The sequence below is a fragment of the Enterococcus sp. AZ197 genome, from assembly GCF_050556405.1.
Classification (GTDB): domain Bacteria; phylum Bacillota; class Bacilli; order Lactobacillales; family Enterococcaceae; genus Enterococcus; species Enterococcus faecalis.
On the sequence record NZ_CP187873.1, the window covers coordinates 1,940,017 to 1,965,265 of the forward strand.

At 38.0% G+C, this 25,249-nt stretch carries 25 protein-coding genes; 5 read left to right on the forward strand and 20 right to left on the reverse strand.

Annotated elements, in window-relative coordinates:
* The first annotated feature begins 85 nt into the window (after window positions 1-85).
* On the forward strand, window positions 86-943 hold the full coding sequence (locus tag IGK82_RS09340) for a pyruvate, water dikinase regulatory protein (RefSeq protein ID WP_010709744.1): 858 nt from the start codon (window positions 86-88) through the stop codon (window positions 941-943).
* Between the two features lie 42 nt (window positions 944-985).
* Here IGK82_RS09340 and thrB read toward each other — a convergent pair whose 3' ends face one another.
* The 12 genes from thrB to guaD all read right to left on the reverse strand — a co-directional run bounded on the left by thrB (window position 986) and on the right by guaD (window position 14,351).
* Entirely contained in the window at window positions 986-1,849 is an 864-nt protein-coding gene (thrB, locus tag IGK82_RS09345; RefSeq protein WP_010709745.1) for a homoserine kinase, read from the reverse strand.
* On the reverse strand, window positions 1,846-2,901 hold the full coding sequence (thrC, locus tag IGK82_RS09350) for a threonine synthase (protein ID WP_010709746.1): 1,056 nt from the start codon (window positions 2,899-2,901) through the stop codon (window positions 1,846-1,848). The genes thrB and thrC overlap by 4 nt, the downstream gene beginning before the upstream one ends.
* Before the next feature lie 2 nt (window positions 2,902-2,903).
* Entirely contained in the window at window positions 2,904-4,196 is a 1,293-nt protein-coding gene (locus IGK82_RS09355; protein WP_002362188.1) for a homoserine dehydrogenase, read from the reverse strand.
* Window positions 4,197-4,247: 51 nt separating this feature from the next.
* Window positions 4,248-4,556: an ArsR/SmtB family transcription factor gene (locus IGK82_RS09360; protein ID WP_002356730.1), complete on the reverse strand. Its 309-nt coding sequence runs from the start codon at window positions 4,554-4,556 to the stop codon at window positions 4,248-4,250.
* A gap of 116 nt (window positions 4,557-4,672) precedes the next feature.
* Window positions 4,673-5,455, reverse strand: a complete 783-nt coding sequence (gene proC, locus IGK82_RS09365; protein ID WP_010709747.1) for a pyrroline-5-carboxylate reductase — start codon at window positions 5,453-5,455, stop codon at window positions 4,673-4,675.
* A gap of 106 nt (window positions 5,456-5,561) precedes the next feature.
* Complete coding sequence (locus IGK82_RS09370; RefSeq protein ID WP_033624713.1) at window positions 5,562-7,286, reverse strand: phospho-sugar mutase; 1,725 nt, start codon at window positions 7,284-7,286, stop codon at window positions 5,562-5,564.
* Window positions 7,287-7,406: 120 nt separating this feature from the next.
* Entirely contained in the window at window positions 7,407-8,858 is a 1,452-nt protein-coding gene (locus IGK82_RS09375; protein ID WP_016622096.1) for a PLP-dependent aminotransferase family protein, read from the reverse strand.
* Between the two features lie 134 nt (window positions 8,859-8,992).
* Window positions 8,993-10,021, reverse strand: a complete 1,029-nt coding sequence (locus IGK82_RS09380; protein WP_002356724.1) for a permease prefix domain 1-containing protein — start codon at window positions 10,019-10,021, stop codon at window positions 8,993-8,995.
* Complete coding sequence (locus tag IGK82_RS09385; RefSeq protein WP_002356722.1) at window positions 10,018-10,350, reverse strand: PadR family transcriptional regulator; 333 nt, start codon at window positions 10,348-10,350, stop codon at window positions 10,018-10,020. The genes IGK82_RS09380 and IGK82_RS09385 overlap by 4 nt, the downstream gene beginning before the upstream one ends.
* Window positions 10,351-10,511: 161 nt before the next feature.
* Window positions 10,512-11,489 (reverse strand): GMP reductase, encoded by a 978-nt coding sequence (gene guaC, locus IGK82_RS09390; RefSeq protein WP_002362677.1) that lies wholly within the window; start codon window positions 11,487-11,489, stop codon window positions 10,512-10,514.
* A gap of 141 nt (window positions 11,490-11,630) precedes the next feature.
* A complete protein-coding gene (locus IGK82_RS09395) occupies window positions 11,631-12,962 on the reverse strand; it encodes a nucleobase:cation symporter-2 family protein (protein WP_002380593.1) in 1,332 nt (443 codons plus the stop codon).
* A gap of 3 nt (window positions 12,963-12,965) precedes the next feature.
* A complete protein-coding gene (guaD, locus tag IGK82_RS09400) occupies window positions 12,966-14,351 on the reverse strand; it encodes a guanine deaminase (RefSeq protein WP_002394712.1) in 1,386 nt (461 codons plus the stop codon).
* 219 nt (window positions 14,352-14,570) lie between these two features.
* Between guaD and IGK82_RS09405 the strand changes: the two genes are divergently transcribed.
* Together IGK82_RS09405 and IGK82_RS09410 are read left to right on the forward strand one after the other, a co-directional pair.
* Window positions 14,571-15,197, forward strand: a complete 627-nt coding sequence (locus IGK82_RS09405) for an MBL fold metallo-hydrolase (RefSeq protein ID WP_002356716.1) — start codon at window positions 14,571-14,573, stop codon at window positions 15,195-15,197.
* Between the two features lie 40 nt (window positions 15,198-15,237).
* The gene (locus tag IGK82_RS09410) at window positions 15,238-15,942 is read left to right on the forward strand and encodes a histidine phosphatase family protein (RefSeq protein WP_002356715.1); all 705 of its coding nucleotides are present in this window, start codon (window positions 15,238-15,240) and stop codon (window positions 15,940-15,942) included.
* 55 nt (window positions 15,943-15,997) lie between these two features.
* On the opposite strand, the gene IGK82_RS09415 is transcribed toward IGK82_RS09410, so the two are convergent.
* The 5 genes from IGK82_RS09415 to IGK82_RS09435 form a co-directional block, all read right to left on the reverse strand.
* Window positions 15,998-16,846 carry a MurR/RpiR family transcriptional regulator gene (locus IGK82_RS09415; RefSeq protein ID WP_002385762.1) on the reverse strand — a complete coding sequence of 283 codons (849 nt, stop codon included), beginning with the start codon at window positions 16,844-16,846 and terminating at the stop codon, window positions 15,998-16,000.
* Between the two features lie 87 nt (window positions 16,847-16,933).
* The gene (locus IGK82_RS09420) at window positions 16,934-18,388 is read right to left on the reverse strand and encodes a PTS transporter subunit EIIC (RefSeq protein ID WP_002356713.1); all 1,455 of its coding nucleotides are present in this window, start codon (window positions 18,386-18,388) and stop codon (window positions 16,934-16,936) included.
* A 22-nt stretch (window positions 18,389-18,410) separates the two neighbouring features.
* Window positions 18,411-19,301, reverse strand: coding sequence for an N-acetylmuramic acid 6-phosphate etherase (gene murQ, locus IGK82_RS09425; protein ID WP_002356712.1), 891 nt, complete (start codon window positions 19,299-19,301; stop codon window positions 18,411-18,413).
* Complete coding sequence (locus IGK82_RS09430) at window positions 19,276-20,385, reverse strand: DUF871 domain-containing protein (RefSeq protein ID WP_010709748.1); 1,110 nt, start codon at window positions 20,383-20,385, stop codon at window positions 19,276-19,278. Before IGK82_RS09430 ends, murQ begins: the two co-directional genes overlap by 26 nt.
* A gap of 297 nt (window positions 20,386-20,682) precedes the next feature.
* Window positions 20,683-21,243 (reverse strand): PTS sugar transporter subunit IIA, encoded by a 561-nt coding sequence (locus IGK82_RS09435; RefSeq protein ID WP_002389987.1) that lies wholly within the window; start codon window positions 21,241-21,243, stop codon window positions 20,683-20,685.
* 115 nt (window positions 21,244-21,358) lie between these two features.
* On the opposite strand from IGK82_RS09435, the gene IGK82_RS09440 reads away from it, so the two are divergent.
* Entirely contained in the window at window positions 21,359-22,189 is an 831-nt protein-coding gene (locus IGK82_RS09440) for an undecaprenyl-diphosphate phosphatase (RefSeq protein ID WP_002356708.1), read from the forward strand.
* Window positions 22,190-22,227: 38 nt separating this feature from the next.
* Here the strand turns inward: IGK82_RS09440 and IGK82_RS09445 are convergent, their stop codons facing one another.
* From IGK82_RS09445 to IGK82_RS09455, 3 genes are read right to left on the reverse strand one after another with little or no spacing between them, the layout of a single operon-like run.
* Window positions 22,228-23,013 (reverse strand): ChbG/HpnK family deacetylase, encoded by a 786-nt coding sequence (locus IGK82_RS09445; protein ID WP_025194155.1) that lies wholly within the window; start codon window positions 23,011-23,013, stop codon window positions 22,228-22,230.
* Between the two features lie 19 nt (window positions 23,014-23,032).
* On the reverse strand, window positions 23,033-23,656 hold the full coding sequence (locus IGK82_RS09450) for a DUF47 domain-containing protein (RefSeq protein ID WP_002356705.1): 624 nt from the start codon (window positions 23,654-23,656) through the stop codon (window positions 23,033-23,035).
* Window positions 23,657-23,668: 12 nt separating this feature from the next.
* The gene (locus IGK82_RS09455) at window positions 23,669-24,703 is read right to left on the reverse strand and encodes an inorganic phosphate transporter (protein WP_002356704.1); all 1,035 of its coding nucleotides are present in this window, start codon (window positions 24,701-24,703) and stop codon (window positions 23,669-23,671) included.
* A 210-nt stretch (window positions 24,704-24,913) separates the two neighbouring features.
* On the opposite strand from IGK82_RS09455, the gene rpsT reads away from it, so the two are divergent.
* Window positions 24,914-25,165 (forward strand): 30S ribosomal protein S20, encoded by a 252-nt coding sequence (rpsT, locus tag IGK82_RS09460; protein ID WP_002356703.1) that lies wholly within the window; start codon window positions 24,914-24,916, stop codon window positions 25,163-25,165.
* The last annotated feature ends 84 nt before the right edge of the window (window positions 25,166-25,249 follow it).

Genomic DNA, 25,249 nt, shown 5'->3' on the forward strand with positions numbered 1-25,249 from the left:
AACCTAAATCAGAATCATTACGAAATAGATTCTGGACTTATGGTATAATAAAATTATTAAAAATGCAAGAAAGGACTTACCCTCTATGACTATTTCTGAAGAAAAAAAATGTGTGACGATTTTTGTCATCTCAGATTCTGCTGGCGAGACCGCTTCAAAATTGGCGGCTGCTTCAATGGCCCAGTACCCCACTGTTGATTTTACTTTGATTAGACGAACATTCGTTAAAGACGAAGATAAACTGGTGCGAGCGTTAGAAGATGCCAAAAAAGCAGAGGCCATGGTACTGCATACTATCATTAATGATCATCTCGTGGCGATTGCTAATCAATTTTTCAATGAGCATCAATTGTTCCATTTTGACATTTTGACACCACCTGTTGCGGAAATCGAACGATTAACAGGTGTCGCGCCCATGCGGGAACCAGGTGCCTTACATCATCTGAATGAAAATTATTTTAAACGAATTGAAGCAATGGAATTTGCTGTCAAATATGACGATGGCAAGGACCCACGAGGCTTTTTAGAAGCGGATGTGTTACTTCTTGGCGTTTCCCGAACTTCTAAAACACCGCTAAGTCTCTTTTTAGCCAACAAGAACTTAAAAGTTGCTAATTTGCCACTAATTCCTGAAGCACATTTACCGAAACAATTATTCGAAATGGACCCTAAAAAAATTGTTGGCTTAACCAATGATCCCAATGTTTTAAACGGGATTCGTAAAGAACGAATGCGCGCATATGGATTACCTGAAAATACTTCTTATTCAGATATTGAAAAAATTCGGCGAGAACTGGCTTTTGCTAATGATCTTTATCAAAAATTAGGTTGTATCGTTATTGATGTCGCTTCTCTTTCAATTGAAGAAACTGCCTCAATGATTCTTAATGCTTTGAACTTAGAAGATCATAGTTATTATTCCACGGAAACAGCCGAGGATTAAAAAAAACGAGAAAAAATCACTAGTGATTTTTTCTCGTTTTTTTTAAAAGACTTGAACGCCTTCTTGATCAATATTGAAAATTTGGATGCTCGCTTTGGTAGATAATTTCTCCAAACTTTGAACAATTTCGTTGGTTCGTTCTTCTGGCGACAAGATTAGCACAGTTGGACCAGCACCGCTTAAGAAAGAGCCATAAGCACCCCTTTGCTGAGTTAAACGACGAATTTCTTTTAAGTGAGGAACCAATGAACGACGATACGTTTCATGCCATTTATCTTGTTCCATCATTTTGCCTGCTAAAGGTAAATCCCCGTTTAAAATTGCGGCAATCATAACATTGGCAATTGAGCTGGCCGCGACCGCTTCTTTATAAGCCAATTTTTCGGGCAAAACAGCGCGACTTTTTTCGGTAAATAATGGTTCCTCTGGAATAAATGCAATGACATCACACATTGGAAAGTGATGTTTGACATGGTAGACTTGGTTTTCTACATGGCTAGCCACCACGAAATCTCCTAAAATAGCTGGGGCAACATTATCCGGATGTCCTTCCATCTCTGTGGCCAAACGGACTTTTTCTTTAGGGGACAAATTTAAATGTGCTAGTCGGTTAGCTAATTCAATGCCTGCTACAATCACACTTGAGCTACTGCCTAGTCCTCTTGCAAGGGGAATATCAGAAACCATCCGAATAACTTTTGGTGTTAATTCTGGTGCAATTTTCAATGCCGTTTGAATTAATAAATTCTCTTCATTAGTAGGAATCTCTTCTCCCAAAGTATGTTGAATTTCCCAAAATTCACTTTCACCTAAAACGTTGATTGTTAAATAAGCGGATAATGCAATGCCACATGAATCAAAGCCAGGTCCTAAGTTGGCACTAGTGGCAGGTACTCTTATTTTCATAGTGTTGCGACTCCTTTTCGTAAGTGCAGACGCATTTCTTCCACGTCACTCATTTTTGAAATAGCTACTTCTGTCTCCATTGCTGTATCAGGATCTTTCAGTCCGTTACCAGTAAAGACTGCCACGACGGTTTCACCTGCTTTGATTTTACCGCTTTTAACATGTTGAATAACTCCAGCTAATGAAGCAGCCGAACCAGGTTCAATGAAAACCCCATCTTGAGCAGCAATTTTTCGGTAAGCCGTTAAAATTTCTTGATCTGTCACGGCATCAATGAAACCAACGGATTCATCCCGTGCCTGTTCTGCTAGTTGCCAACTAGCAGGATTTCCAATCCGGATCGCTGTTGCCACGGTTTCAGGTTGCTCAATCACTTGGCCTTTCACGATCGCTGCGGCACCTTCTGCTTCAAAACCATGCATTCTTGGTAAAGTTGTTCCTTGTTTTTCATGCCATTCTTTAAAGCCTTTCCAGTAAGCGGAAATATTGCCGGCATTTCCAACTGGAATCGCTAAGACATCGGGCGCTTGACCTAATTGTTCACAAACTTCAAAAGCTGCTGTTTTTTGCCCTTCTAAGCGATAAGGATTCACTGAATTAACTAGCGCAACTGCCTCAGTTTTCGCAATCTCTCGCACCGCTTTTAATGCTTCATCAAAGTTACCTGGAATCGAAATAATGTCCGCCCCATACATAATAGCTTGCGCCAATTTTCCCAGTGCGATTTTTCCTTCTGGAATCACTACATACGCTTTAATGCCTGCTCTTGTGGCATACGCAGCAGCGGCGGCACTAGTATTTCCTGTAGAAGCACAAACAATCGCTTTGGCACCTTCTTCTACCGCTTTTGCTACAGCCATCACCATCCCGCGATCTTTGAATGAGCCGGTGGGATTTAATCCTTCGTATTTTCCATATAATTGAATACCTAATTCTTTGGATAAATTAGGTAAAGGAATCAGTGGCGTATTTCCTTCGGCTAAAGAAATCATTGGTGTTTTTTCTGTTACGGGCAAATACGCTTGATACTGTTTTAACAAACCTTCATACATGTTTACTCATCTCCTATAACCTTCATTACATTCAATAACTGAAAGGCTTCCGTATTTTGAATAGCTGTCACAACTTGTTGCATTTGTGCTTTTGATATCTGGTGTGTAATGGCAACAATTCTTGCTCGCTGTCCATCTGATTTCTGTTGAACTAATTGATCAAAGCTGACTTCTGCTTTAGTCATTAATTGCGTCAACTGCAAAAATTGTCCTGGTGTATCTGGAACATCTAATGAAAAATAGTACTGCCCAAATACATTTTCGGAACTCGTCAATTGGGTTTTATGTTGATACGAATTGAACATATGGCCAGTCGTTGCCAAGCGAATGTTTTTAGCAATCGTAATTAAATCACTGACCACACTGGTTGCTGTCGGTTTAGCGCCAGCTCCTGGACCGTAATACATTGATTCCCCCACGCCTGCACTTTTTATAAATACTGCATTGTACTCATTCCGAACAGATGCAATAGGATGCTTTTGATTGACTAGCATAGGCGCCACTTCCACCGAGATACTATTCTCATTTTGTTCAGCAGAGCCAATCAATTTGATTTCATACCCCAGTTGTTTAGCCATGGCGACATCATCTAAAGACAATCCGCGAATTCCACGAATATCAACTTGTGGTAATGAAACATTCATCCCAAAAGCAAATTGACTTAAAATAACCATTTTATAGGCTGCGTCAATTCCATCGACATCATTTGTCGGATCCGCTTCAGCAAAGCCCAACGCTTGCGCTTCTGCTAAAGCTTCTTCATAACTTTTATCAGCAGAAACCATTTGCGTAAGCATATAATTCGTCGTACCGTTCACAATCCCTAAAACTTGTTGAATATTGTCTGCCGCTAAGCTATTAGCAATTGTTCTTAAAATTGGAATCCCGCCAGCAACACTTGCTTCATAATATAAATCACAATGATGTTTTTGGGCTAACGCTACTAATTCACTCCCATGTTGCGCCAGCAAATCTTTATTAGCAGTCACAATATGTTTACCATTTTCTAAAGCTTTCATGATATACGTTTTGGCTGGTTCAATGGTTCCCATTAATTCCACAACGATTTGAATCTCTTTATCTTCTAAAATATCATCAATTGAAGTTGTTAAAGACAGACCGTATTCTTCCGCTTGCGCTTGTTTCGTTTCAAGATTTCGGACAAATGCTTTTTCAATGACTACATTCATTCCTGTCACTTGTGAAATTTTCTCTTGATGTTCTTTCAAGAGAGTTAAAACGCCAGTGCCTACAGTCCCTAATCCTAGTAACCCGATCTTTAAGGTATCCTTCATTTTTACCTCCATCAACAGCGCTATTCTAGTTACGCTATTTTTTCCTACTTTTTATCGATGTTCAATATGCTCAAAGGTCTGATTTAAAATATCTATTACATGATGATCATCCAATGTATAAAAAATCGTTTTTCCTTCGCGACGTGCCTTGACAACCCGGCTATCTCTTAATAATTTTAGTTGATGAGAAACGGCGGACTGTTCCATTCCCAATTGTTCACTAATCGCCGTTACGTTATGCTCGCCTTCTTTTAAAAGTAGCAAAATTCTTAAACGTGTTGGATCACTTAATACTTTATATAATTGACTTACTTGTTTGATTTCTTCCATTTGTTTCATTATAGTCGCCTCACTTTGCACTCATTATAACACAGAGTTTTTTAAAATAAGAACTGCGATTGTTCTTTCCTACGAAAAATATGGCACAAAGAAAGTTGGAAAAATGACAAACTTGTCGATTTTCCAACTTTCTTCATCTATTCGTGGTTGGCTTGCTGAACTGCATCCATCACGGCATAACGGAAGCCATTTTTTTCTAAAGCTACGACACCGCGAATCGTACTTCCTCCTGGAGAAGTCACTTCATCTTTCAATGCTCCTGGGTGTTTTTTCGTTTCTAAGGCTAAGGTCGCCGTTCCTTTTATCATTTGAGCGACAATTTCATAAGATAAGTCCCTTGGTAACCCTTCTAAGACTGCTGCATCTCCCAATGCTTCCATAAAGATATCAACAAAAGCTGGACTGCAACCAGCCACAGTACCAAAAGTTTCCAGTTGCGCTTCACGAATTTCTTTGACTAACCCTAAAGTAGCAAGAAGTTCCATTACCAGTTCCTTCGTTTGGCCTTCAATTGTTGGTGCCAAAGCTACGCCAATCACGCCTTGGTTCACGCTAACTGGTGTATTAGGAATGGCATGAACAACTTTGGCTTCTTTATTGCCAAGGGCCATTTGTGCTTCTTGTATGGTATGACCTGTTGCAACAGAAATCAATAGACTTTCGTTGGAAAAATGAGGGGCTAATTCCTGAAGGACAGGTAACACGACCTTTGCTCCTGTCGCAATAAAAATAACCTTACATTCTTGGAAAAGTGCATAATCTGTGACAAGTTGAAAGTCCCACTCTTTTTGAAGTGCTTCTGCTGTTCCACTTGAGCCGCCTTTCACATATAAATGTTCCTTCTTGACTGCCTCAGCTTTTAGTAACCCTTTAATCATGGCACCGCCCATACTGCCAGCACCGATAAAGCCAATTTTCATAGCATTCCCTCCTTAGTTAAATAAAGTGTTTGTGTCAAAAGTCAATTAGCTTTTGACACAAACACTAACATTCGTACTTTTTTCCGTACAGCCTGTTTCGTTTATTTTATTTTGTTAATTCATTAACGACTGCTTCAAACGCAGCAATTTTTTCAGAAGCTTCTGAACTACTTGTTGCTTTTGTTGCTAGATAGAATTTAATTTTTGGTTCTGTTCCTGATGGTCGGATAGCAATCCAACTGCCATCTTCTAAATGATATTTCAACACATCAGAAGGAGGCGTTTGTAATTGTTCTGTTTGACCATCTGCAAAAGTGCATGTTAATTCTTTAAAATCTTCCGTTTGAGCAACTTGAATCCCGGCAAACTCAGTTGGCGCTTGTTCACGACATTTTGCCATTAAAGCTTTGATTTTACCGCTGCCTTCAATTCCGCTCATTGTTACGGAAATAGTTTTTTCTTCAAAGTAACCAAATTCTTCAAAGATATCTTGTAAGCCATCGTATAATGTTTTTCCTTGTTTTTTATAGAAAGCCGCTACTTCTGCTAATAAAACTAACGCTTGAATTGCATCTTTATCACGAACAAAAGGTTTCACTAAGTAACCATAACTTTCTTCAAAACCAAACATAAACGTTTGACTGTGGTCTTCTTCGTATTGTTGAATTTTTTCAGCAATAAATTTGAAACCTGTTAAAACATTAAACATCTTCGTATTATATTTCTCAGCAATCGCTGTAGCAAGTTCACTAGAAACGATTGATTTTAGAACCGCAGCATTTTGAGGCAACGTGCCTGCTTGTTGATGGGCTTCTAAAATATAATGAATCATAATTGAACCTAATTGATTTCCTGTTAATACTTGGTAGTCTCCGTTTGGCATCCGCACAGCAGCACCTAAACGATCAGCATCTGGATCTGTTGCAATCAATAAATCAGCGCCTTCTTTTTCCCCTAAACGAATCGCGTATTCAAAAGCTGAATGTTCTTCAGGGTTTGGTGACTTAACTGTAGTAAAGTCAGGATCAGCAACGGCTTGCTCAGGTACTAAAACAAATTTTTCAAAACCGGCTTGTTTTAATGCCTTTTCTCCTAACATTTTCCCAGTTCCATGTAAGGGAGTGTAAACTAATTTTAATTCTTTACCCATTTCGTTAATTAATTCTTGATTAATCGTAACTGTTTTAATTTCTTTCAAATACGCGTTATCGACTTCTTCACCAACAATGTTAATTAAACCGCTGTGGGCAACTTCTTCATCTGATAAGACATCAATTTTCAAAGGATTTTCGATACTACGAACATATTTAGTTAATGCATCTGCATCAGCTGGCGGCATTTGACCACCGTCTTCACCATAGACTTTGTAGCCATTATAGGCAGCTGGATTGTGAGAAGCCGTAATCATGATTCCCGCAAAAGCTTTAAAGTAACGGACCGCAAAAGATAATTCTGGTGTTGGTCGTAAGCTTTCAAACACAAAAGAAGGAATATCATGTTTAGCTAATGTTTTAGCTGCTTCCATTGCAAATTCTGGAGACATATGACGTGAATCATAGGCAATAGCTACACCGCGACGTTTTGTTTCAGGATCTTGCGTATCCATAAAACGTGCAAGCCCTTCTGTCGCTTGACGAACTGTAAAGATATTCATCCGATTAATACCGGCGCCTAAAATCCCGCGCATCCCGGCAGTCCCAAATTCTAATGGTGCGTAAAATGCATCTTCACATTTTTCAGGGTCTGTATTTAAGTCCTTTAATTCATTTTTTAAATTTTCTGGAATATTTTCTTCATTTAACCATTGTTGGTAAACTTGTTCCCAAGACATGGAAAACACCTCATTTGTTTTTTTGTTTTTACTTTTTAAGTATAGCATTGGATATTCGTTTAGAAAAGGGAAGTTGTAGCGTTTTCTCTCAGCAAATGATTTTTATAAGAAAAATCTTACTTAGTGTTCTATTTTTGTTTGTCTATTTTCAGAAAGCTGTCGTGTAATCCGTACCATTCGCTCACAAAAAAGAGGCATTTCTTCTGGTGAAATTCGGGAACAGTTCAAGCGAATACTTCCACGTTTTTCACTAAAAGCTACACTTGGTGCTACCAAAACACCTTCTCGTAAAAACACTTGCCAATCTTCTGGCTTAAGTGCCCCTTGACACCAATGTGCCCATAAATAAAAGCCGCCTTTTACTGGCGAAACTTCCCATTCTGACAACGATTTAAATACTTGATATACAGCTGTTGCTCGTTGTTCCACTTGTTTATTTAATAACGTAATTTTTTCAGAAAAAGAAGGATCTTCAATCGCCATTTTAGCGAGCATCTGCGGAAAAATACTCAACGAAACATCCATCATTTTTCTGGCTTCTGCAATTTGTTTCGTCACGGAGGCGGGCGCACTTAACCAACCAATTTTCGTGGTCGAACCTAAAATTTTTGACAACGAACCGATATACAGGACATTGTCTGGATCTAATTTTTTTAAAGGAGGAATTTCTGTTTTTGAGATAAAACTTAGCTGCCCAAAAACATCATCTTCTAAAATAGGAACTTGATACGTTTGACAGACTTTCACGAGCTGTTCTCTTTTTCTTAAAGGCATCACTGTCCCAGTCGGATTTTGAAAGGAAGGATTAACCATAACCATTTTGATGCGATGTTGTCGGATTGTTTGTTCTAGCGCTTCAAGATCAATCCCTTCCTCTGTCATGGGCACACCAAATAAGCGCACACCAGCAGCTTGGAAAATTGGTAAGGCATAGAAGAAAGATGGATCTTCTACGGCAACACTATCTCCTTGTCTCAATAAAACTTGTAAAACTAAAAAAAGTGCTTGTTGCGCACCTGAAGTAAGCAATAAACTTTCACTTGGTAAATGAAGCTGATATTCCGTTGCTGTAATGGCTTGGATTTCTTTTCTTAACGGCAAATAACCTAATTCATCTTGTGCTTCCTCTTTTAAAAATTGTTTCCAATTTAATGCTGGAAAATCGAAACTGGGAATTAAGTCTAACGGCAACTCACCTGTATACATATCTAAGTCAGTCGGCAAATTTTGTTTAGCTCGTAACTCAATCTCTGCCACCAAGGGATGAACTTGTTTGAACACATTTTGTTCTAAATAACGATGCCAATCCGTTCGTGGCGTCATCATTACCCCCCATTTCCCTTCGTTGACAATCGTTCCGCTCCCTCTTTTTCGCACAATCCAACCCAAGTCCACCAGTTCGTCTAATGCATGAACAACGGTTGAACGATTGACAGACAAGTACTCTGCCAGTTTACGTTCCGAAGGGATTTTTTCGCCTGGTAATAATTCGCCTGTTTGAATCTTTTGAACAATCATTTCCATAATACTGCGATAAATGGGAACATTTTGTTCTTTTTTAAGTTGCCACATAGCAATCACCTCAACAATTGGATGAGTTAAAAGTAATCCAGTTTAATGCTTTTGTCAATCGAAAATACAAGAAAAGTGAGACAGCCGTTTTGACGAATGTCCCACTTTTCTGTTTTACTATTAACAGGTTTGTCTCAATGTTTGTGTAAAAATGCTTGGATGGTGTTATAAAAGATTCCTGCGAACATAAAGATTAACCAACTAAACCGCCAATCCCCTAAAACAAAACTAATAAATAGATAGAGTGCAACAACTAAGGGCCAATAAACGGATGCAATAATTGCACCGACAGGATTTCCCACAGGTCCTTCCTCTGTTTTTGTTTGTTGAGGGGCAAAATCAGGATGACCAACATGTTCTGAATAAAAATAAGTTTCATTTAACAATTTATTAAAACTTCCTTTAATTACTCCACCAAATATAAACAAGAAGACGCCAACCGATACTAAAAAGAAGAGCCAACTAATCCCCATCGTTCCATTATAATATTGTCCGCCCATCATTTGATGCATGGAACGGCGCATCATCAGATGAAGGCCACTACTAAAGACAACAACTGGGATTAAACCCAAAATACAAAAAACTACGCCCGCTGCCATACAAAAAATAAATGATCGTTGAAAACTTTGTTCTCTTTGTGCAACTTCTTTTTTTAACTTAATCGGAATCAATCGTTGCCCCAGCTGTTTGTCCATTGCAACAAACCGATTACCAGCAACAATAAATAATGGAACGCCGATTGCCACACCTATGAAAAGACAAACTAAACCAAGACCGTTAGAAAGAACACCACGCATACCAACCAGCAAGCCAACACCCACCATGATTGCAACAACACCAAGACCAATTTGAATAGCACCTTTACGTTGGACAGCTAAATAGTCAAGTCCTTCCTCCACTGAAATTTCTGGCAAACCGTTCATTGAATCGTTTGTTTCATCCACTTGTTTATTTTCTAAATTCAATTCTTCCATTAATTCATCAATAGTACCAAATTCAGAAATAATTGTACCAATTGCTTCATTTTCCGATTTTCCTTGGCTGAGCAAGTCTTCATAACGATCCTCAGCATTTGCTAATAAGTCCGCCTTTAATTGTTTTGTTTCAGATGTTTCAACAACGCCTGAAAATAAGCTATCAATAAATTCTTCTATAATTTTCATTTTCCCATCTCCTTTACAAATGCTTCGACGACGTCTTTTGTTACTTCCCATTCTAGTAACTTTTCCTCTAAATAACGCTCTCCTGCATGGGTTATTTGATAATAGGTCCGCTTTTTGCCATGCGTTACTTCTCCTGGAAATGATTCAATGTAGCCATTTTTCTCTAAACGTGTAAAAGCAGAATAAAGTGTCGTTTCTTTAATCGAATATTGTTCTTTAGAAATTTCACGAATGCGTTTAGAAATCGCATAACCATATGAAGCGCCGGATTGTAAGATTGAGAGAATAAAGGTATCGTTGTATCCTCGAATTGCATCACTACCAATCACATAAATTCCTCCCTCAAGTACTTCAACTATTGTACTACGTCTGTCGTTGTAATTATCTTAACACGATTACTACGATAGGTAAAGTAAAAAAAGCACGTAATGCAGAAATCATTTTAATTTCTGCACTACGTGCTGTCTTCTTTTCAGTCTATAGTTGAATGTTAAATGGTATCACCATTAAAAATAGAATTTTTTACAATCACATAATCAACTTTACGAATCGCTTCTAAATCGCGACCTCCCGCGTATGAAATGGAAGATTGTAAATCTTGTTGCATTTCGACTAAAGTATCTGCCAACTTCCCTTTATGGCGTAACCAGATTTTTTTGCCTTCAACGTTTTTCTTTTCGCCTTTTTGGAATTCAGAGGCGCTACCAAAGTATTCTTTGTAAACAACACCATCTTCCACTTTTGTTTCACCTGGTGATTCTTCATGTCCAGCAAATAATGAACCAATCATGACCATAGTTGCCCCAAAACGCACAGATTTTGCAATGTCTCCATGGGTCCGAATCCCACCATCTGCAATAATTGGTTTCCGAGCAGCTTTGGCACACCAACGTAAAGCCGCTAACTGCCAGCCACCTGTCCCAAAGCCAGTCTTAATTTTAGTAATACATACTTTTCCTGGTCCAATCCCCACTTTGGTGGCATCGGCTCCAGCGTTTTCTAATTCGCGAACGGCTTCTGGCGTTCCAACATTGCCCGCAATAACGAACGTTTCTGGTAAAAATTTTTTTAAGTGTTGAATCATATTAATCACCGCATTTGAATGACCATGAGCGATATCAATTGTCACGTAATCAGGAACTAAACCTTCTCGGGCTAACGTTTCAACAAAAGCGTATTCCCCTTCTTTCACACCCACACTAATTGACGTGATCAAGCCCTTTTGTTGCATTTTTTTAATAAATGGCACTCGCGCCTCTTCATCAAACCGATGCATGATATAAAAATAACCATTTTCAGCAAGGGTTTCCGCAATCGTTTCATCAATAATTGTTTGCATGTTCGCTGGAACGACAGGCATTTTAAACGAATGTTTTCCTAAAGTTACTGTAGTATCACATTCAGAACGACTATTCACGATACATTTATTGGGAATTAATTGGACATCTTCATAATCAAAAACTTTCATACTTACTGCCTCCTAGTTATTTACAAAAATAACGTAAAAACCGAACATTCGGTCATTTAACGTTCGTGTTTACAAACACCATTGTTAATTTACACTATTTATCGCCACTTGTCAAAGGCGTTTTAACGAAAATTAATCTTTTTATCCTTCTTGAACGTTTGGTAAAATGGCCTGCAATAAAATAGCAACAATTGAGGCAGTTGCCACGGGTGAACTAAATAAATATTGTAAAAATTGTGGTAGAGTTTCCAAAAACTCTTTTGGTAACAATGTCAACGCTAACGTCATAATAATCGGAACGGCAATTACATACATCTCTTTTTCATGAATTGTTACATCACTCATGACTTTCATTCCACTTACAGAAATGATGCCACAAACAACCACAAAAACACCGCCGATAACTGGTGCCGGAATGGCCGAAATCAAGGTGGAAAGTTTTCCAGATAAGCCAAATAAGACAAACCACGCACCTGCAGCCACAAAAACCTTGCGACTAGCAACTCCAGTGATTGAAATAATCCCAGCATTTGTAGAGTAACTAGTTACTGGCGTGCCGCCAATGAATGAAGAAACTAAGCAACCTAAGCCTTCACCAATTACGCCGCGATTAATTTTTTCTTCGGTCAAAGGTTCAGCGACAACATGACTCACAGCAAACCAAGTGCCTGTTGTTTCCGCCATTAAAACCAGATAAATAACTAACATCGTGGCAATAGCTGACCAATCAAATTGGAAAGAAAAGTTAACTAATGGTAACTGAGGCAAACTAAACCAAGCCGCTTTACTAACGGCTGATAAATCAAGTACCCCTAATAATTGTGCCGCGATGCTCCCAAATAATAATGCCAAAATGACAGAAGAAACGCGGAAAATCCGCCCTTTTTTCAAAGCAGAACCTAAGAGCGCAAAGAAGATCAACGTACCTGCTGCTATAAATGCTAATAAAATATTTTGTCCTAATTCCCCTTTTGCGTGGTAAATATTATCCGATAAAGCGACTGGCATTAACGAAAGACCCACCACAAAAATAATTGTTCCTCCCACAATTGGTGGAACAAATTTAGTGATTAAACGATTAAAGATACCAGTAAATCCTAATATAATAACAACAATTGCCCCCACTAAACTAGCACCTAAAACTGCGCCCCAGCCATTTCCTTGTTGGTTATTGGCAAAATAAATTCCTGCAATTGCCCCGATTGGAATAAATGAAGGGCCTTGCGCAACTGGTAATCTCATACAAAAATGAGATTGAATAATCGTGGCAAGTCCTGCTGCTATGAATGTTGCTTGGATTAAAGAAGACGTTTGTGCTGTGCTAATACCAATAATTGAAGCAATGATCACAGGTACGACGTACACGTCCATTGCTAAGACATGCTGAATCCCTAACATAGTGGCCTGCCCAAAAGATACTGAATCTTCTGGCCCCACTGTTAAATGAAGATTACTTTGTTTCTTTTCACTCATTTTTTATGCTCCTTTAGTTGCTGACATTAAATTTTTATCATGTACTTTTTCACCTTGTACCCAGACTTCTCGAATATTTTCTGGTCGTGCTAAATATAAGATTTTTTGGAAAACATCAAGCAATGATTCCCCTGGATTTTTAGGAATTCGTGCTTGTGACAAGCTTGTATTAATAATTTGAACATCCCAAGCATACCCTTTTTCTAATTTTCCAATTGGCAAACTTAGCGCTTGACCACCACCAACAGTAGCTAAATAAAACGCTTCATTTACTGTAATCCGTGCTGTTTTAACACCTCGTACTTCTGGTTTTTTTGTAGCATCGACGCCATCTTCTAACATTCTAGAAGAAATAACCGCTTGCTTTAAATTGTCAAAAAGACTTGGTGAAAAACCACCTGAAAGATCACTGCCTAAACCAACTTCTACTTGATGTTGATGTACTAATTTTGCAATCGGTGTTACTGCATTACCAAAATAAGCATTAGAGATTGGGCAGTGCGCCACAGCCGTCCCTGTTTCATGGAATAAATTCATATCTGCTTCTTCTAAAAAGCCTGCATGTGCCATCACTGCTTTTTCTGTCAATAAACCAAAATCATTCAATGCTTGAGCATCATTTTTTCCAAAACGTTCTTGAACAAATTGATGTTCCCAATCACTCTCACTACAATGACTTTGAACATGGACTTGATATTTCGCTGCTAATTCTCCTAATCCTTTAAGTGCTTCTTCTGTACAACTAGGAATGAAACGCGGAGTTACAACGGGATATACGCCTTGTTTTGTTTGCTGCGCTAATGTTTGAATTTCTTGAATAAACCGTTCCGTTTCTTCTAATGCTTGTTCCGTTGTTTGATCACGATAGTACTCTGGATTCTCATTAAGATCATCCATTACAACTTTACCAATTAAGCCACGCTGCCCTTTTTCCGCACAAATCTCTGCCAAACAACGGCTAGCTTCATAATGAATGGTTGCAAAATAAAGGGCTGTTGTTGTCCCATTTGCTAACAATTGGGTTACCAATTCATCATAGACTTGTTGGGCAAATGTTAAATCTGCAAATTTGGACTCCAAAGGAAACGTGTACGTATTCAGCCATTCATACAATGGAATATCCAAGGCGGTCCCAGATTGTGCCCACTGAGGTGCATGGACATGTAAATCAACAAAGCCAGGTAAAAGATAAGAATCTTGGGGCAATTCTTGAAAACGTTGTGCCTCTTTTTGTTCTGCTAGCACAGTTTCATACGCTTCAGCATCTGGTTCAATTATTTCCTGAATTACTCCGGCCTCATCTATACAAAAAAGTGTCTCTTCATAAACTTTAATCTCTTGCAAATTTTTACTAGAAAAACCTGTTCCTTTTATTACAAAATGAAACATTTAATATTCCTCCTTACTATCACATGAAGATTATACATAAACTTTCGCTTAATAACTATAAAAATGTGATTTTTTTAAAAAAAATACGTGTTAAAACAAGCAAAAACCGAACATTCTAAGAATGATTTATTTTTTCTTTGGATAAACAAGAAAACTTTCTATTCTTAAGATTCTTCGGTATACTTGAAGAGAATCGTTAGAACTTTAGGAGGTCCTGAGATGATACAGATCGAACAAATTAGAACAGGTGTTATTCAAGAAAACTGTTATCTTGTTTATAATGAAGAAGCATTATTAATTATTGATCCAGGTGCAGAAGGAGCAAAACTAATTCAAGAAATTACCCGTTTAGGGAAGAAACCAGCCGCTATTTTATTAACACATACTCACTATGATCATATTGGTGCGGTAGAAGAATTGCGCCATCATTATCAAATCCCTGTTTATGTTAGTCCATTAGAACAAGCGTGGCTTTCCAATCCTATTTTGAATCTTTCAGGATTAGGCAGACATGATGATATAGCAAATATTATTGTTCAGCCCGCCGAACATGAATTTAAACTAACCGATTATGAAATTGGCGGCATGAAATTTTCCGTAGTCCCAACACCTGGTCATTCAATTGGTAGCGTCAGCTTTGTCTTTGATGATTTTGTTGTTGTTGGGGATGCATTGTTTAAAGGTAGTATTGGTCGTACCGATTTACACACTGGTGATATGCAACAATTATTACACAGCATTACGACCTATCTATTCACTTTACCAGAAGAATTTCCTGTTTATCCAGGCCATGGTGATGCCACGACCATTCAACATGAAAAAGCCACAAACCCATTTTTTAATTAGAGATTTATTCACTATTTAAAGAAACTTAGGAGGAGTAGCAATGACTGAAGCAACGACACTTTATATTATTCGTCACGGAAAAACGATGTTTAATACGATTGGCCGAACCCAAGGCTGGTCAGATACCCCCTTAACCAAACAAGGAGAAGAAGGCATTTATCATTTAGGCTTAGGTCTTAGAGACATAGACTTTAGGGAAGCTTATAGTAGTGATAGTGGTCGTGCCATGCAAACCGCTCAGATTATTTTACAAGAACATCAAAACCACCAAAATATTCCTTACCTAACCGATAAACGGATTCGTGAGTGGTGTTTTGGTTCTTTAGATGGTGGCTATGATGGTGAACTTTGGGGTGTGGTGCCACGCATTTTAGCTTTTAAAAGTTATGAGGACATGATGACCACGAAGATTACCTATCGTGAGCTAGCAAATGCTATTATTGAAGCCGATACGGCTGACTGGGCGGAGCCTTATGAAGTTATTCGTGATCGTGTTTGGTCTGGTTTCGAAGATATCGCTCATCATCGAGAAAAAAATGGTGGCGGCAAAGTCATGGTGGTTTCCCATGGACTAACAATTTCCTTTTTACTTTCCTTAATTGATGCAAGTTTGCCTATGCAGATGGCACTGGAGAATGGTAGCGTGACGACCTTAACTTACGAAAAAGGAACATTTACCATTCAAGGAATTAATGATATTTCTTATATTGAAAAGGGAAAAAAGATCGCTGAAAAGCGCCATTGATAGTAAAAAAAGAGAAGGTTATCTGTCATTTTGACAGATAACCTTCTCTTTTTATTTATTCTTTTAAACGTTCTACATTTTTTCTTGAGATTTGAATTTTTTCTAAGGTTTCCTTATAGTTTTTTGCTGCATAAGCAAAAAATAAAACATCGACTACATACAATTGTGCCACCAAGGAAACAGTAGCCGCACTTCTCAATGGCACGTCTTCCCCACTAGAGGTTTGAAGGACGATATCACTTTTTTCACCAATCACTGATTTTTCATCTTGTGTGATACTAACAATAGGAATCCCTTGCTGCTTCGCTAAATCAGCTAAAGTACTTGCTTCTTTATTCGTGCCAGAATTAGAAATAACAATAAAAACACTAGGCTTTTCTGTTGAGCCTAACATGGAAGCAAATAAATGATGATCCAATGTTGTAAATACCGTTCGGCCTAATCGCGTAAACTTTTGATAAATATCTTGAGCAACCAACGAAGAGGCGCCCAACCCATAGACAAAAATTACTTCTGTTTTTTCCAACAAATCAACGGCTTCATTCACTGCGACATCCTCTAATGTCTGACCGCTTCGCTCAACCACATGAACAAAGCGCGCCTGTAACTTTTGTTTAATATCAGCTGTTGATTCCCCTTTAGTAACTTCAGTGTACATTTGCTGCTTCATTTGACCAAGATTTGCAGATAATAAAAGTTTCAACTCTGTGAAGCCATTCACATCCATAGAATGACAAAAGCGAATAATTGCCGCTGGACTTGATCCTGCTTGTTTCGCTAGCTCTTGCGCATTCATTGAAATAACTGTTTCTGTATTTTTTAAAATATATTCTGCGATTTTTCGTTCTGATTTTGGTAATTGTTGTAGACGATCTTGGATAGATAAGACAATATTTTGTTGCATAAACACCCCTCCTGATACACCATTTCCTACGCAATTAAATTTTAACAAAGAAAAAGGGAGAAGCCAAGTTCTCCTTTTTTCTATTTATTATTTAGTTGTTTGCATATCTTTAGGAATCCCAAAGAATAACGTTGCTACAAAACCACCTGCGTAAGCAGCCAATAAACCTAATACATATGCAAGCCATTGGTTGTTGGCAATTAATGGAATTAAAGCCACCCCACTTGGTCCAATAGCAATCGCACCAACATTACCGAAGGCCCCAATCACCGCACCACCAATACCACCGCCGATACAAGCAGTAATGAATGGACGTCCTAATGGTAAAGTAACTCCGTAGATTAATGGTTCACCAATACCTAAAATCCCAACTGGCAAGGCACCTTTAATCATTTCAACTAATTTTTTATCTGATTTACAACGAATCCATAATGCTAAAGCTGCACCGACTTGTCCCGCACCAGCCATGGCCAAGATTGGTAATAACAAAGTCATCCCTGTTTGATTAATCATTTCAATGTGGATTGGCGTCAAAATTTGATGTAAACCAAACATTACCATTGGCAAGAAGGTTAAACCAAGAGTAAAGCCAGCAACCATGCCACCTTTTTCTAAGACAACATTGATAATACCAACTAAGCCATTAGAAATAGCTCCGGCTACAGGCATGATTAAGAAAATAGTTGCTAAGCCAATCACTAAAAGTGAAATGGTTGGCGTTACAATAATATCAATTGATTCTGGGACAATTTTATGCAATTGTTTTTCTAACAATGATAATAACCATACGGCAAAAATAACACCGATAATTCCGCCTTGTCCTGCAGATAATGTTCCCCCAGTGAAAATATTACTGATTGGTGCATCCGGATTCATTCCTGTCAACATTGTGACTGCCCCAATAACACCACCCAACGCTGGCGTTGCACCAAAAACGCTGGCACTGTTAATCCCAGTGTAAAGAGCTAAATAAGCAAAAATCCCATTTTTAATGATATTTAAGACATCAATATATTGTTGCCATGAAGCTGAAATATCACCAGCAACAACTAAGTTAGACATAACAGCTGCAATCCCGCCAATAATACCAGCCCCAACAAAGGCAGGAATCATCGGAACAAAGATACTAGAAATAGCTTTTAACACTTTTTTAAATGGTGAAGTGTTATTTTGTTTCGCTTTTTGTTGTGCTTTCATTTGAGCGGCTTTTTCTTCTACTAAATCTTTTCCAGATTTGCCTGCTGAAGCATCAGTTGCGGTGTCATGATTAAATGGTTCTCCCAATTTGACACCTGCTTGATCTACCATTTCTTGTGCAACCTTGTTAACAGTCCCTGGACCAACAACTACTTGCAACGTATCGTCTTCTACGACGCCCATAACGCCATCAATTTTTTTCAATCCTTCAATATCTACTTTGTCATAATCGCGGATATCCATACGAACACGAGTCATACAATGAATGACTTTGTCCACGTTTTCTTGACCACCAACTTCTTTATAAATCCCATCAGCAATGCGTTTAATTCTTTCTTCTGCCATGTTAAAACACCCTCCTAATTCCTTAATTTAATGTATTCTTGATAAATTGATTCCCGTCAATTAATTTTTGTGTTGCTTCTTCTTTAGTACTATCAGTTAAAATCATTACAATTGCTAACTTCACATTTTCTTCTGCTTCTACAAATTTTAGTTCGGCAACTTCATAACTACAACCCGTTGCTTCCATAATAATCCGTTTGGAACGCTCCACTAATTTTTCATTGGTTGGTTTTACATCAACCATTAAGTTATTGTAGACTTTCCCAATACCAATCATGGAAATAGTTGATAACATATTTAAAATTAATTTTTGAGCTGTCCCAGATTTCAAGCGAGTCGAACCTGTTAAAAATTCAGGTCCTGCATCTACTTCAATCGGCATTTGCGCATATTTACTAATTTCGGCATTTTTATTACATGCCACAGTTGCGGTAGCTGCTCCCACCGTTGTAGCATATTCTAAACCGCCAATTACATAAGGCGTCCGACCACTGGCTGCAATCCCAACAACAATGTCATTTGCTGATAATTTTAGATCAACTAAATCTTGACGACCTAGTTCTTTTGAATCTTCAGCACCTTCTACTGCGACAGTCATTGCTTTTTGACCACCAGCGATGAGGCCTTGAACCATCTCTGGCTCGACGCCAAAAGTTGGTACGCATTCGGCTGCATCTAAGACACCTAACCGACCACTCGTACCAGCGCCCATGTAGATCAAGCGGCCGCCTTGATTGAAGCTTTTGATGATGGCTTCTACCACTGGTTCAATGGCTGCTAATTCTTGACCCACTGCCATTGCAACTTTTTGGTCTTCTTGATTCATTTTTTGTAAAGCTTCTTTGACACTCATCTCATCTAAGCCCATTGTATTTTCATTTCTACGTTCAGTTGTTAAGTTTTCTAAATTCATTTTCTATCGTTCCTTCCGTGACTAGCGTAAATTGATTGCCTGCCTTGATTAACGGCAATATCGTTTGATCTTTTTCAATAATTCGTGTAATCGTATTGACTTTTTCATCTTTCGGCAAGTCCACAAGTGTGACTTGAATTTCTCCCATATAGCGACCATATTTTTCATTATCAATCGTTACGGTTCCCACTGGACGTGCTTTAGTCTGCTCTGACTCAATCGTTGCAATTTCATCTTTTCTGAACATTTCACTCGTTCTTGATAATTCACTTCGCAAAACATCTCTTGCAGCATCTAAACGATTGGTATGAGTTCCAAGTATTCGCTTCAAATAGCGGCTCTTGCTAGGTGCTACTTCTAACAGAAATTGATTGGTTTGGTGATAATAACCAAATTGAGCCATGGTTCGCTCACTAATTGTGGGATCACCAATATAAACAGCATCGACATAAGGATCAGCCATCAAACCAACGGCAGCGGCGAAAGGATTTTGCCCCCGATGTTTTTCTAATGTTGGTAAACCAGCAAAAATTGGGCCTCTTGTTTGCCCATCTCCTGGCACAAAAGTAAAAACTTGTAAGCCTAATTCTTTAAGCCAGCGGTTCTTTTCATTAAAAAATGTTGTTCCAATGCCGGTTTCAGGTCTTGGATAATAATTATGCCAAGCTTCTAAGCGAGAAAAGTCCGCTTGGTGAGCCTTTAACTCAGCCACTTCTTCCAGTGTAATGGTACTAGCATTCAATCCTATATCAATCTTATGTGAAGCATGAGCCATTTGTTCTATCGTAATGCCGTAGTCCATCCGAAGGCCAGTTACGCCCAACTCGATTAAAGGCTCTAATTCATCGAAAGAAAAACCCGCTCTTTTTAACGCTTCACCTGAAATATCTACCATAATTTTCATTTTTTCTGCCTTAGCAATTGCCCCTAAATCAGTCAAGCGTTGGCGATAAAGAGAAGTATCATCTTCTGGAATGTGTAAAGAAGTGAAAATACCATCAAATCCAAGCGCTTTCATCTTTTTGATATAAATAATTGTATCGTTTGTAATCTCTTCACCAAGAAAAACTGAAATACCATACATCTTTTTAGCTCCTCTCTAATACGCTTTCATTATAACTTGTTTGAAATAAAATTTCAACTATTTTTCTAAATATTTTTTAATTCCAAAATAAAATTTTATTTCTGTTCAAAAAAAAACGAGCGTGGAACAAAAATCACTTTGGATTTTTGCTCCACGCTCAAAAACTGATAAACGGCGGGAACAGAACCAACTCCTTCGGAAATAAGCCGAAATTCTCCAAAAATCAAAGATCAATTTTCGGAAATTTCTTCTTATTTCTCGGAGCTAAACGGTTCTGTCCCGACCTCGTCTAATGCATTAATTGGCTGTGGCAGAGCCAACTGGTGTACCAGCTGTAACCACGCCAGTTTTCTCTAACGAAAATTGTGTTACTTTATCCATGTTGGTAATAATGACAACCATTTCAGTTCCTTTACCAGCTGCTTTAATTGCTTCTAAATCAGCAATTGCGACCACCGTATCTGCAGTCACTTGGTCGCCTTCTTTCACTTTAATAGTGAACGGTGCCCCGTTTAACTCTACCGTATCGATACCCATGTGTAATAAAATTTCAAGACCGTTTGTCATTTTTAAACCAATGGCATGTTTTGTTTGGAAAACGCTTAAAACTTCTCCTTCAATAGGTGCATAAATTTCACCATTTTCTGGAACTACTGCATAGCCATCTCCCATCATTTTTTGTGAAAAAACAGGATCATTCACTTCACTAATTGGGATAACGGTTCCATTGGCAACGGCATACATTGTATTATTTTCGACAACTTCATTCTTTTTCTTCAAAAATCCAAACATTTCTCTTCCCCCATTTTTTAAAGTATCACTAGTATAGAAAAAAGTTTCATGAATTACAAGTGGCACCTTTGTATAATTCTAAAATTTATTTTAAAATAAGAATTTGCATTGGCATTTACTTTGTCAGCGGGTATACTTATACTTGATGTATTTTGCATTTATTTCAGAAAGGAATGGTGACATGCTTTTTGCTAACCTATGGAAAGCAATTATTCTTGGTATTATCGAAGGAATTACCGAGTGGCTTCCAATTAGTAGTACCGGACATTTAATTTTAGTGGATGAGTTTATTAAACTCGATCTAAGTAAAGATTTTATGGAAATGTTCAACGTCGTTATCCAATTGGGAGCGATTATGGCGGTTGTTATTTTATACTTCCACAAATTGAATCCTTTCTCACCAAAGAAAAATGGCGAAGAGAAAAAAGATACTTGGATTCTTTGGTCTAAAGTCTTAGTCGCTTGTTTACCAGCGGCAGTTATTGGTCTAAAATTTGATGATTATTTAGATGCACATTTTTATAACTTTTTAACAGTATCGATTATGTTAATTGTTTATGGGATTGCTTTTATTATCATTGAAAAACGAAATAAAAATGTTGCACCGAAGTGTACTAATCTAAAAGACTTCACTTATAAAGCCGCTTTAATCGTTGGTGCTTTCCAAGTACTGGCATTAATTCCAGGAACTTCACGTTCAGGAGCGACCATTTTAGGGGCAATCTTAATTGGGGCCTCACGTTTCGTTGCAACAGAGTTTTCATTTTTCTTAGGAATTCCAGTAATGTTTGGAGCAAGTTTTTTAAAAATCTTTAAATTCTTGGCCAAAGGAAATACGTTTGGGTCAGAAGAAATCATTATTTTATTAACTGGCTCTATTGTTGCCTTCGTTGTTTCCATCATTGCGATTAAATTCTTATTAAATTACTTGAAGAAAAACGATTTTACAGTTTTCGGTTGGTATCGTGTAATTTTAGGTGCGATTTTAATTGGCTACTGGTTATTCTCATAAAAATAAAACCGTTGCTTTCAACAGTGAAAGCAACGGTTTTATTTTTTTAAATCGCCAAACGTTATTCGCTCAATCCCCTGTTCTTCAAACCACTGACGAACACGAGGATCACAAATCGTTGCTAATTCTTTGCAGCGTAAAGTGGTATATGAAGAATTATCTAACACAAATTGATCCAAATACCCAACATCAAAATGCATCTCAGCAATTGCCGATTCCGGCATCCGTAATAAACCAAAGTCATCTTCTAAAAAATTCTCCACTGATACGCCTTCGTGAATATAAGATAGCGCCCCAGACTCTAACAAATGTGTTACCTTGAAATAACCTTGTTGCGGTGGATATTCTTTTTCCCCACTATATTTCAGGGTTGTATGAAGTCCATACTCTTCTGCTAATTCTAAAAATACTTGATCAACCACTTCATCACCAATCGAATGGCAATCAAAATGTTCAGGATAATGTCCAGTTAGTTCCTTAAAGCGCGTCAATTGCGCAATCGTTTCAAGTCGTACTTCTTCATATACGAAGGTTACTTGCTTTTGTTGACGATAATAAGAAGAGCGATGAAAATTGCCTTGTTCATCTACCAGTGAAGGAATCACACATGGGTCCGCACAAGGTTTCCCTAATAAAAAATTCGTATGCTGACCTACAAATAAGCCTGGATAATTTTTTGCTAACGCAACGGCGTGTTCTGCTATTGGTAAATTGGGCATCAAAAGTGTCGACGTTGTTAAACCATCGACATAACTTTTGATAATGCCATGATTAATCGCTTCTGACATCCCAAAATCATCAGCATCAATAATTACTTTAACCAACAGCTCCCCCCTCTTTTCTTTACGTATTTTTGATGACAATTCCGACAATAATATTAACAGCTGATTCACAATCATTAATCGTGCGCTCAAGCTGATCATAAACATCTTTCCACTTGATAACTTTCAATAAATCTTTTTCGTTAGTCATCAAATCTTTCATGGCGCTACTGTATAATTTATCGCCTTGAGATTCAATCGTATTCACTTCATCAATCAATGAAACTAACGTTTTAGAATTCTTAAATTTTGCAAATTCCTTCGTTGCTGATTTAACGCCTTCTGTCGCTTTAACAATATAAGCAGTTAATTCTAGCGCGGGCGCAATCATTTCTTCGACAACTAAATGATCAAGTAAATAAGACAAACTATTAATGCTATCGATAATGTTATCTAAGTGATCCGTAATATCGACAATATCTTCTCGATCAATTGGCGTAATAAAGGAAATATAGAGTTCATTTAAAATTTTGCGAACAATTTCATCATTCTCTTTTTCCAATTGATGAATCGCTTCTGATTTTTTTACTAAGTTTTCTAATGAATAATTGTCTACAATTTCTTGCAAAACCTTTGCCGCTTCATAAGCATTTGTTGCTAACTGGTTTAATTCTCCAAAATAATCAAATTGTTTTTTACGTGCCATGTTTTTCTCTCCTTAAAAAATTGCAATAAATAATTTTGACATCACATAAGCGATCAGCCCACATCCTGGGAAAGTTAAAATCCATGCTATCAGCATTTCTTTCACGATACGCCAGTCAACACTTGAGATTCGCTTAGAAGCACCTACTCCCATAATCGCTGTTGTTTTTGTATGAGTAGTTGAAACTGGAATCCCAAAAGCCGATGCTAAAAATAAACAAATAGCCGTGCTTAAATCTGCAGTGAAGCCTTGATAGCGTTCAAGTTTTACCATATCCATCCCGACTGATTTAATGATTCTCATGCCGCCCACAGAAGTTCCAATGCCCATTGTAATGGAACACAGAACCATAACCCATAACGGAATCACAAAACCGCCACCTGTTTTTTCGACTAAATTATTATAAAAAAGCACTAACATGAACACGCCCATAAATTTTTGCCCATCTTGCGCACCATGTAAAAAAGCATTAGCTCCTGCACCAAAGGCTTGTCCAACTGTAAAAAATTTGTTGGCTTTTCTTCTAGGCACAGCCGAGAAAGCTTTCACAACAAGTTTGGCAATTAAATAACCGCCGCCAAAGCCCATAACGGTAGAAACAACTAGACCAACAAGCACTTTGATCCATTCCGAGCCATTGACTGCACCCAAACCACCTAATGCCATTGCCGAACCAGTCAAGCCGGCAATTAACGCATGGCTTTCACTTGTGGGAATACCAAAATACCACGCAGCAACTGCCCAAACCACAATTGAAAAAAGCGAAGCAGCCAAAGCCACCTGTGAAGCGTTTCCATTTGCGTCAAAACTAACAATGTTACTAATCGTTTCAGCTACTTGGGCATTAAAAAAGGTCATGACTAATGCACCTAAAAAGTTCATCACAACAGCCATCCAAATTGCGACATTCGGTTTTAACACCCGAGTCGAGACAGCGGTTGCAATTGCGTTCGGCGCATCCGTCCAACCGTTAACAAAAATTACACCCATTACCAAAGTAATCGTTACCAATAATGCAATACTCACAAAGACACCACCATTTTTCATTTATCTATTTTATCATAGCATGTTTTAAAAAAAATGTATGCTTTTTTCTTAAGGCTCTGGCAAATTTTCTTATTTTTTTCTTGAAATTGTCTGTTAAGGAAAAAAACTTGTCGTCTTTTATTGCAATGGAACAATGGATTAGGTATAATGATTACTGTTGAATTACATTGGCTGACCAGTGTAAAACCTAAATCATCGGAGGTGAAACAAATGCCAAATATCGAATCTGCAATCAAACGCGTACGTACAAGTGCTAACGCGAATGCGAAAAATTCATCTCAAACAAACGCAATGCGTACAGCAATCAAGAAATTTGAAGAAGCTGTAGCTGCTGGAGCTGATAACGTCGATGCTTTATACAACGAAGCTGTTAAAGCTGTTGATATGGCTGCAACTAAAGGTTTAATCCATAAAAACAAAGCTAACCGCGATAAAATTCGTTTAAGCAAATTAGCTAAATAATGTGAGATAGAAGTTAGCATTCATGTTAGCTTCTTTTTTCATCAAAAAATGTCCAAGTCTGTTTTCACAAAGACTCGGACATTT